This window comes from Gemmiger formicilis (assembly GCF_016901605.1).
Lineage (GTDB): Bacteria > Bacillota > Clostridia > Oscillospirales > Ruminococcaceae > Gemmiger > Gemmiger formicilis_B.
In genome coordinates this window covers 1-8841 of sequence record NZ_JACJKP010000123.1, presented here as the reverse complement: position 1 = coordinate 8841, position 8841 = coordinate 1, and the positions used below count along the sequence as shown (strand labels likewise).

The following is an 8841-nucleotide window of genomic DNA, read 5'->3' as shown; positions in this document are numbered from 1 at the left end:
CCCGCAGCGCCGGTATACTGGGCATTCCCATTACGGAGGAAGGTGCCCTGGAACTGGCCCGCTGTAGCCGCGGTACACCCCGTATCGCCAACCGGCTGCTCAAGCGGGTGCGGGATTTTGCCACCGTGCAGGGGGATGGTACCATCGACGAGGAAACCGCTGTGGCCGCCCGCAAATGGATGGATATTGACGCCATGGGTCTGGACGAACTGGACCGCAGTTTGCTGCGCGCCATCATCGAAATGTACGGCGGCGGCCCGGTTGGTCTGGAAACGTTGGCCGCGGCCCTGGGGGAAGAAAGCGTTACTTTGGAAGATCTCTGCGAACCCTATCTGATGCAGATGGGCATGCTGACCCGCACCCCACGCGGTCGCTGTGTGACCCGTCTGGCGTACGAACATCTGCACATGGCTGTGCCCCGCAAATATGAAGAAGACGGCCAGCAGAGCATGTTCTGATTTTGTCATTCCCGGACCGCTGGACAAAGCAGCGGCATAGAATAATAGACCAAACTGACAACGAAAGGACCTGATATTATGGGTAAACTGTTTGGAACCGACGGCGTCCGCGGCGTAGCGGGCAAGGACTTGACCTGTGAGCTGGCGCTTCAGATCGGCCGTGGCACGGCTGCGGTGTTAACCCAGCTGGACGGCCACCGCCCCAAAATCCTCATTGGTAAGGACACCCGCGTTTCCGGCGATATGCTGGAATCCACCCTGGCGGCCGGCCTGTGCAGCGTCGGTGCCGACGTGGAGCTGCTGGGTGTGATTCCCACCCCGGGCGTGGCGTATCTGGTGCGCAAGTACCATGCCGACGCCGGCATCATGATCTCCGCTTCTCACAACCCCATGGAATTCAACGGTATCAAGATTTTCAAGGGCGACGGCTACAAGCTGCCCGACGAGGTGGAAAACCAGATCGAGGCGCACGTATTCAATAACTGCGCCGACATTCGCCTGGCGGAAGGCGCCGATATTGGCCGCATCCACATGTGCCGCACCGGCCTGAATGACTATGTGGACTTCCTGCAGGAACACATTGACGCGGACCTGACCGGCCTGAAGGTGCTGTTTGACTGTGCCAACGGCGCCTCGGCAGCGGTGGCACAGCAGCTGTTCCCCCGCCTGGGCTGCGAGTGCGGCTTTATGGGCACCCTGCAGGACGGTTTGACGGTCAACGACGGCTGCGGCTCCACCCATCTGGAAGCTATGGAAGCCGCGGTGCGCAAGGACGGCTACGATTGCGGCATTGCCTTTGACGGCGACGCCGACCGCTGCCTGGCCTGTGACGAGACCGGTGCCGAGATGGACGGCGACAAGATCATTGCGCTGGTGGGCGCCGATATGAAGGAGCGCGGTCGTCTGGACGGCAACACGGTGGTGGTCACCGTCATGTCCAACCTGGGCTTCATGAAGCACATGGAAGCGTTGGGCATCGAAACGGCCCGCACGGCGGTAGGTGACCGCTATGTTCTGGAAGAGATGCGTGCCCGCGGCTATGCCATTGGCGGCGAGCAGAGCGGCCACGTGATTTTCCTGCATCATTCCACCACCGGTGACGGCGAGCTGACCGCCGGTAAGCTGCTCAAGGTGCTGGCCCGCAAGAAAGCGGAGAATCCTGCCACCAAGATGAGTGACCTCAATGCCGTGTATACCAAGTTCCCCCAGGTGCTCATCAACCTGGTGGCCAACAAGGAACAGAAACAGGCCTATAAAGAGGATGAATACATTGCCGGCTTTATCGAGAGCCAGCAGCAGAGCCTGATGGGCATGGGCCGTGTGCTGGTGCGTGTTTCCGGCACCGAGCCCAAGATCCGCGTGATGGTCGAGGGCGAGGACCAGGCTGCCATCCAGACCAGCGCCGAGCGCATCGCCGATATGATCCGCCAGCGCATCCTCGACAAGTAAGAAAGGAGAACCGCTTATGCGCCCTGCCGATACCTGGCGGGATTATGAACTGCTGGACGCGACCAACCACAACCGGCTGGAGCGCTGGGGCAAGACCATTCTGATCCGTCCCGACCCGCAGGTCATCTGGAAAAACGCCGAGACCAGCCCCCTTTGGGCCCAAGCCGATGCTATCTATTACCGTTCCGCCAAGGGCGGCGGCCAGTGGGAATACCACAAGAAGCTGCCCCAGAAATGGCAGATCCACTGGCAGGGCCTGACCCTTGTTGTCAGCCCTACCGGGTTCAAGCACACTGGCGTTTTTCCGGAACAGGCCGTAAACTGGGCCTGGTACCAGGAAAAAATCCGGCAGGCCGGGCGTCCCATCAAGGTGCTCAATCTTTTCGGCTACACCGGCGGCGCCACGCTGGCCTGCCTGGCAGCCGGGGCCAGCGTCACCCATGTGGATGCCAGCAAGGGCATGGTCGCCTGGGCGCGGGAAAATGCCGCGGCCAGCAATCTGGCCGACCGCCCCTGCCGCTGGATCGTGGATGATTGTGCCAAGTTTGTCCAGCGGGAGATCCGCCGCGGCAACAAGTACGACGGCGTCATCATGGACCCGCCCAGCTACGGGCGCGGCCCCGGCGGCGAAATCTGGAAGCTGGAGGACAATGTCTACGATCTGATTACCCTGACCGAGCAGGTCCTCAGCGATGATCCGCTCTTTTTTGCCATCAACTCCTACACCGAAGGCCTGAGTCCGGCGGTTATGGAGTACATCGTAAAAACCACGCTCTGCCCGTACCAGGGCGGGCGTACCCACTGTGACGAGATCGGCCTGCCGGTCTCGGCCACCGGCGGCGTGGTGCCCTGCGGTGCTACGGCCATTTGGGAGAAGTGATTGTATGCCAACTGAAAATCCGATGCTCCGGGTGCAGGATGTGAAATTCCGGTATGACCCCGAACAGCCGCGCTTTGCGGTGGACGGCGTCAGCATGGAACTGCACCGTGGAGAATTTGTGACGGTACTGGGTGCCAACGGCTGCGGTAAAAGTACCCTGGCCAAGCACCTGAACGCCATTTTGCTGCCCGAAACCGGTACAGTGCTGGTGGAGGACATGGACACCCGCAACGAGGAACACCTGTATGATATCCGCCAGAAGGTGGGGATGGTGTTCCAGAACCCGGATAACCAGATCGTGGCCACCATTGTGGAAGAGGATGTGGCTTTTGCGCCGGAAAATCTGGGCGTACCGCCCCAGGAGATCCGCACCCGCATCGACGAAGCCATGAAACTGGCCGGTATCTATGAAAAACGGGAAGCCGCACCTTACAAACTTTCGGGCGGCCAGAAGCAGCGGGTGGCCATTGCCGGTGTCATTGCCATGCGCCCGGACTGCCTGGTGCTGGACGAGGCCACGGCGATGCTGGACCCCCACGGCCGCGGACAGGTCATGCGTACCATTCGCCAGCTGCGGGAAGCCGGTATCACCATTGTATCCATCACCCATTATATGGAGGAAGCCGCCCAGGCGGACCGTGTGCTGGTCATGAGCCGGGGCCGCATTGTGATGGAAGGCACGCCGGAACAGGTGTTCAGCCAGACCGAACGGCTGCACAGCTACCATCTGGATGTGCCCCAGGCCGCGGAACTGCGGGATGAACTGGTCAAGGCAGGCATTGATCTGCCGGAAAACGTCATCACGCCGGAACGCTGTGCCGAGGAACTGTATAAGTTGCTGAAAAACTGAAACGCGCGGCGCAAGCCGCACCCCATAAAGGCAGAAACGGCACCGGCAGCGGCCGGGCGGTATTCTACGGGAAAGGAAAACGATCGTGTCAGAGATCATACGTGTAGAACATCTGAAGTATGTGTACAACCCCGGCATGCCGGATGCCACCACCGCCCTGGATGATGTGTCCTTCGCGGTGGAAGAAGGGGATTTCGTGGGCATCATCGGCTCCACGGGCAGCGGCAAGTCTACCCTGATCAGCCATTTCAACGGCCTGAACCGACCCACCGAAGGCCGGGTCCTGGTGGATGGCAAAGACCTGTGGGCGCCCGGTGCCGATTTGCGCTCCTTCCGGTTTCTGGTGGGACTGGTCATGCAGTACCCGGAATATCAGCTCTTTGAGGAAACCTGCGCCAGGGATATCGCCTACGGCCCCCGCAATATGGGTCTGGACGAAGCGGAGGTGGAACGCCGCGTCAAAGAAGCGGCTGCCTTTGTAGGTCTCAGCGACGATCTGCTGCAGAAGAGCCCCTTTGAACTTTCGGGCGGCCAGAAGCGCCGTGTAGCCATTGCAGGTGTTATGGCCATGCGTCCCCGGGTTCTGGTGCTGGATGAACCTGCTGCCGGGCTGGACCCGGAAGGCCGGGATGCCATTCTGGGCCAGATCAAGGCCTACCACGAAAAGACCGGCATCACGGTGCTGCTGGTCAGCCATTCCATGGAGGACATCGCCAAGTATGCCAACCGGGTGCTGGTGCTGCACAAGGCGGGCATTGCCATGTACGATACGGTGGAAAACGTCTTTGCCCGTGCCCAGGAACTGCTGGAACTGGGGCTGTCTGTACCTCAGGTGACCCAGATTTTCCTCAAACTGCGCCAGATGGGGCTGGATATTCCCACCGACGTATACACCATCCCCTATGCGGTCAAAACCATCCGGAAGGCGCTGGCCGCCAAACAAAGCAAGGGGGTGGAGTAAATGCTCAAAGATATTACCATCGGGCAATATTACCCCGGGCGTTCGGTGCTGCATCGCTGTGACCCGCGCCTGAAACTGGTGGCCACCATTGCTTATATCGTGGTGCTTTTTGTGGCAGCCAATCCTCTGGGCATTGCGCTGTCGCTGCTGTTGCTGGCAGCGCTCTACCGCGTTGCCAAAATTCCCGGCAAAATGATCCTGCGCAGCCTGAAACCCATTGTGCCCATCGTGATTTTCACGGCGGTGCTCAATCTGTTCTTTGTCACCGGGGAAGGGGAACCGCTGGTTCAGTTCTGGGTGTTCCATATTTACGCCGAAGGCGTGCGGTATGCCATTTTGCTGGCGGTGCGCGTCTGTGCGCTGATCGCGGGCACCAGCCTGCTCACCTACACCACCAGCCCCATCGTGCTTACCGATGCCATCGAGAACCTGCTGCGTACACTGGCAAAGGTACACTTTCCGGTACACGAGCTGGCTATGATGATGACCATTGCGCTGCGGTTTATCCCCACCCTGATTGAGGAGACCGAGAAAATCATGAACGCCCAGAAAGCCCGCGGTGCCATGCTGGATACCGGTAAATTTACCCAGCGCATCAAGGCTCTGGTGCCCATTCTGATTCCGCTGTTTATCTCGGCATTCCGCCGGGCCGATGAACTGGCCATGGCCATGGAGTGCCGCTGCTATCATGGCGGCGAGGGCCGTACCCGGCTTAAACAGCTGCGGTTCACCGCCACCGATGTGCGCTGCACACTGGTGATCGCTGCCGCGCTGGCCGTGATCGTTTCCACCCGTTTCTTTGTGCCGGGGTTGGTATGATGACCTGTCTGTTGTGGATCGCCTATAAAGGCACCCGGTATGCCGGGTTTCAGGTACAGCCCAACGCACCCACGGTCTGCGCGGTGCTGCAGGACGCCATGCAGGCGGCACTGGGCTGCCGCCCCGATGTCAAGGGATGTTCCCGCACCGACGCGGGCGTTCATGCGCGGCGTTTCGCGCTCAGTTTCTGTTATACTGGCAAAGTTCCGGCGGATAAGATCGTTCCGGCGCTCAATGCCCATCTGCCGCCGGATATCCGCGCTTTGGCCCTGCAGCCGGTGCCGGATGATTTTCATGCCCGGTATGCAGCCCATGAAAAAACCTACTGTTATTACATTCTCAATGCACGTATCGACGATCCTTTTACGCTGGATCTTTGCCACCGCGTGGCCCAGCCCCTGGACCTGGAAGCCATGCAGGCTGCGGCGGCGCAGTTTGTCGGTACCCATGATTTTCTGGCGCTGTGCGCGTCTGGCTCATCGGTCGCCGCCCATGGCGATACCGTACGCACTGTTTCGCAGTGCACGGTCCGCCGCAGCGGGGACCGTTTTGTCATTACCGTGACAGCGGACGGATACCTGTACAATATGGTGCGGATTCTGGCCGGTACCATTGTGGAAGCCGGTTTGCATAAGCGCACGGCAGACTCCATCTCCGCGCTGCTGCAGGGGCGGGACCGCCGCAAGGCAGGCCCCACGCTGCCGGCCAAGGGCTTGTTTTTGGAAGATGTGGCCTATCCCGGCCTGTAACACCGGAGCGGTGCCCGAAGCAACAATACACACAGGAAAGGAGGGAAGGCCCCTGTGAACAAAGCGGATAAAGAACGGCAGGAACGGCGCCAGCGGATGTTGGCACGGGAACAGGGGCATACCTCCACCAAGCCCATTCCCGGGACCAGCGGCAATCTTGGGCTGCGTACGCCGCAGCCGGTGCATCGCAGCACTACACCGCCGCAGGAATCCAAAACCGCACAGACATCCCGGCTCAAATCCCTTACACCGCTGCTCAAACAGCGGCAGCGCCGCCGCCGCGCTATACTGGGCGTTGTGGTGCTGGTAATCGCCCTGTTTATTGCGGTGTTTACCGGTGCCATGTCGGCCTCCATTGCTTTGCTGGCCGACAGTGTGGACAGCCTGACCCTGTATCTCAAGCGGGGAAACGGAGGTTTTCCCATCAATACGGGCATCAGCGAACCGCTGCAGATCGAGGAACTGGCCGGCGGATTTGTGGAAATGGGTGCAGAAGATGTGGTGGTCTATTCCGCTTACGGCACCCAGGTGCGCAGCTTTCAGCCTGCGTATGCCCGCCCTGTACTGGCGGTGGGCGGTACCCGGTTTGTGGTATATAACCGTGCAGGCAACGAACTGCAGGTCTCCAGCCGCACGCGGAATCTCTTTACACGGACCTTTGACGAAAGCATCCTGCTGTGTTCCATGTCCAACAACAACACATTGGCTGTGGTCACAGAGTCCGGCCGCTATACGGCGCAGCTGCAGATTTTTGACCCGTCTTTCAATGAAATATACAGCTGGCAGATGACCCAGAATGAGGGCACCCCCATTGTGGTGGAATTTGCACCGGATAACCGGCGCTTTGCCGCCGGTACCCTGGCGGCGCGCAACGGCCAGCTGAGCTGCAATGTCTATTTTATGGATACCGCCCAGGACAGCCAAGGCCCGGTCTATTCCGCCACCCAGGGCAGTATGCTGCTTTTGCTGGACTGGCAGAGCGACAGCCGTGTGGTTGCGGTGTTTGATACCTACATTGCCGTTCTGGACCCGCGCACCGGCACCGAAACAGCACGGTATGATTTTGGCGGTGCTACGCTGCAAAGCGCGGCGCCGGGCATACGCCAGACGGCGCTGCTGCTCAATATCCGCGGCGGCAACAGCCTTGTCACCTTTGACAGCGACCTGACCCCGCTGGCGGAAATTCCCGCCCGGCAGGCCTTCGGCGTAACGGCTACCGATACCGATGTGTATCTTCTTTGCCCCAATTCGGTGGAGTGCTATGGTTACGACGGTGTGCAGAACTGGGTGCGCAACGATCTGGCCGGACATCCCCAGGCAGTGCTGGACGCGGCGGAATTGCTGGTCTTTACCGGCAATACGGTGGATGTACTGACGCCGCCGGATGAATAAATTATTTTGGGAAAGGATTATATAGCGACTATGGCGTGGATCTATGATCTTTTGTTTTTGGCTGTGTTTGCCTACGCGGCCGTTGCCAGCTGGAAAAAAGGTTTTCTGGCCGGGTTGACCGAACTGATCGGTGCCGTGCTGGGTGTCGGAATCGCGGTCTGGGCCAGCCGGACACTGGCACCGTCCATTTACGGGGAATTCCTCAGCGGTTCCATCTCGGAAAAAGTGGAGGCCGCTGTGGCGCAGTCCGGCGGTGACCTGGCCCAGGCTGTACAGGCCATGGACTTTTTGCCCGCGGCTGTGCGGGATAATCTGGCAGCCATGCTGCAGGGGGCGGGGGATGTTCTGCCGGAACAGATCACCGGTGCCTTGCAGCCCATTCTGCTGCCCTTTGTGCAGGTGCTGCTGTTTGTGGTACTCTGCATGCTGGTGCGGTGGGTGTTCCGTCTGTTGGTGGGGTTGCTGCGCCACGTGAACGGCATCCCGCTGCTGGGGGGCGTCAACCGTCTGTTCGGGCTGGTTCTGGGTCTGGCGACCGGCGCACTGGATTGCTGGCTGCTGGCACTGGTTCTCTGGTTTATTGCCAGTGTGACGGCCGGGTCCTTGGAATTCCTGACACTGGGCATTCTGAAACAGAGCGTGGGATACAGTTTCTTTGGCGCATTTAACCCGTTCCTGACATATTATTAAATGAAAAAATTCTAAACAATGTCCGCCAGCGCTTGCAAAAACCGTAGGTTCGCCTGATAATAGAACCATTGGAATTTTGACAAGCGCATGCTTTTTATATAGAGAGGTGAAAGCTTATGCTTTGTGTACGCTGCAAAAAACGTACTGCCGTGGTCTTTGTTCAACGGATGGAAAACGGCAAGCCCCTGCAGGAAGGGTATTGCCTGACCTGCGCACGGGCCATGCATATTCAGCCGGTGGATGACCTGATGAAACAATTCGGTATGTCCGACCAGGATCTTGAGAATATGGAGGAACGGATGAGTTCCTTCCTGCAGGAAGCCGCCGAGTCCGGCGCGCTGATGCCCACCGGGGAGGATGCCCCCGAAGAAGCCGCCCAGGACGATTTTGTGCCCGGCGGTTCGCCGGTGTTTCCCTTCGGATTTGGTGCACAGCGCCAGAACGGTGAGGAAGGCAAAGGTGCCCCCAACGGGAAAAAGGGCAAAGCCCCCCGCCGCAAGTTCCTGGATACCTACTGTGAAAACCTGACCCAGAAAGCCCGTGACGGCAAGACGGACCGCATCATCGGCCGCGACCGGGAGATCTACCGCACC

Annotated in this window: 9 protein-coding genes and 1 pseudogene; all 10 read left to right on the top strand. The window is 59.6% G+C overall.

The features are described from left to right. Nucleotides 1-458 (top strand): Holliday junction DNA helicase RuvB C-terminal domain-containing protein (locus tag H6B10_RS10020; protein ID WP_275951066.1); only part of this gene is annotated, 458 nt, incomplete at its 5' end. 78 nt (nucleotides 459-536) lie between these two features. Then, complete coding sequence (gene glmM, locus H6B10_RS10015; RefSeq protein WP_204651474.1) at nucleotides 537-1907, top strand: phosphoglucosamine mutase; 1371 nt, start codon at nucleotides 537-539, stop codon at nucleotides 1905-1907. A 16-nt stretch (nucleotides 1908-1923) separates the two neighbouring features. Continuing rightward, a complete protein-coding gene (locus H6B10_RS10010) occupies nucleotides 1924-2787 on the top strand; it encodes a class I SAM-dependent methyltransferase (protein WP_204651473.1) in 864 nt (287 codons plus the stop codon). 4 nt (nucleotides 2788-2791) lie between these two features. Next, on the top strand, nucleotides 2792-3637 hold the full coding sequence (locus tag H6B10_RS10005; protein ID WP_243427341.1) for an energy-coupling factor transporter ATPase: 846 nt from the start codon (nucleotides 2792-2794) through the stop codon (nucleotides 3635-3637). 85 nt (nucleotides 3638-3722) lie between these two features. Continuing rightward, nucleotides 3723-4598, top strand: coding sequence for an energy-coupling factor transporter ATPase (locus H6B10_RS10000; RefSeq protein ID WP_204651472.1), 876 nt, complete (start codon nucleotides 3723-3725; stop codon nucleotides 4596-4598). Next, nucleotides 4599-5417 (top strand): energy-coupling factor transporter transmembrane component T family protein, encoded by an 819-nt coding sequence (locus tag H6B10_RS09995; protein WP_204651471.1) that lies wholly within the window; start codon nucleotides 4599-4601, stop codon nucleotides 5415-5417. Continuing rightward, nucleotides 5414-6166 (top strand): tRNA pseudouridine(38-40) synthase TruA, encoded by a 753-nt coding sequence (gene truA / locus H6B10_RS09990; RefSeq protein WP_345941732.1) that lies wholly within the window; start codon nucleotides 5414-5416, stop codon nucleotides 6164-6166. The genes H6B10_RS09995 and truA overlap by 4 nt, the downstream gene beginning before the upstream one ends. A gap of 54 nt (nucleotides 6167-6220) precedes the next feature. Continuing rightward, the gene (locus H6B10_RS09985; protein WP_204651470.1) at nucleotides 6221-7558 is read left to right on the top strand and encodes a DUF5711 family protein; all 1338 of its coding nucleotides are present in this window, start codon (nucleotides 6221-6223) and stop codon (nucleotides 7556-7558) included. Nucleotides 7559-7588: 30 nt separating this feature from the next. After that, entirely contained in the window at nucleotides 7589-8248 is a 660-nt protein-coding gene (locus H6B10_RS09980; protein ID WP_204651469.1) for a CvpA family protein, read from the top strand. A gap of 116 nt (nucleotides 8249-8364) precedes the next feature. Continuing rightward, nucleotides 8365-8841: pseudogene (locus tag H6B10_RS09975) on the top strand (ATP-dependent Clp protease ATP-binding subunit); the annotation flags it as partial.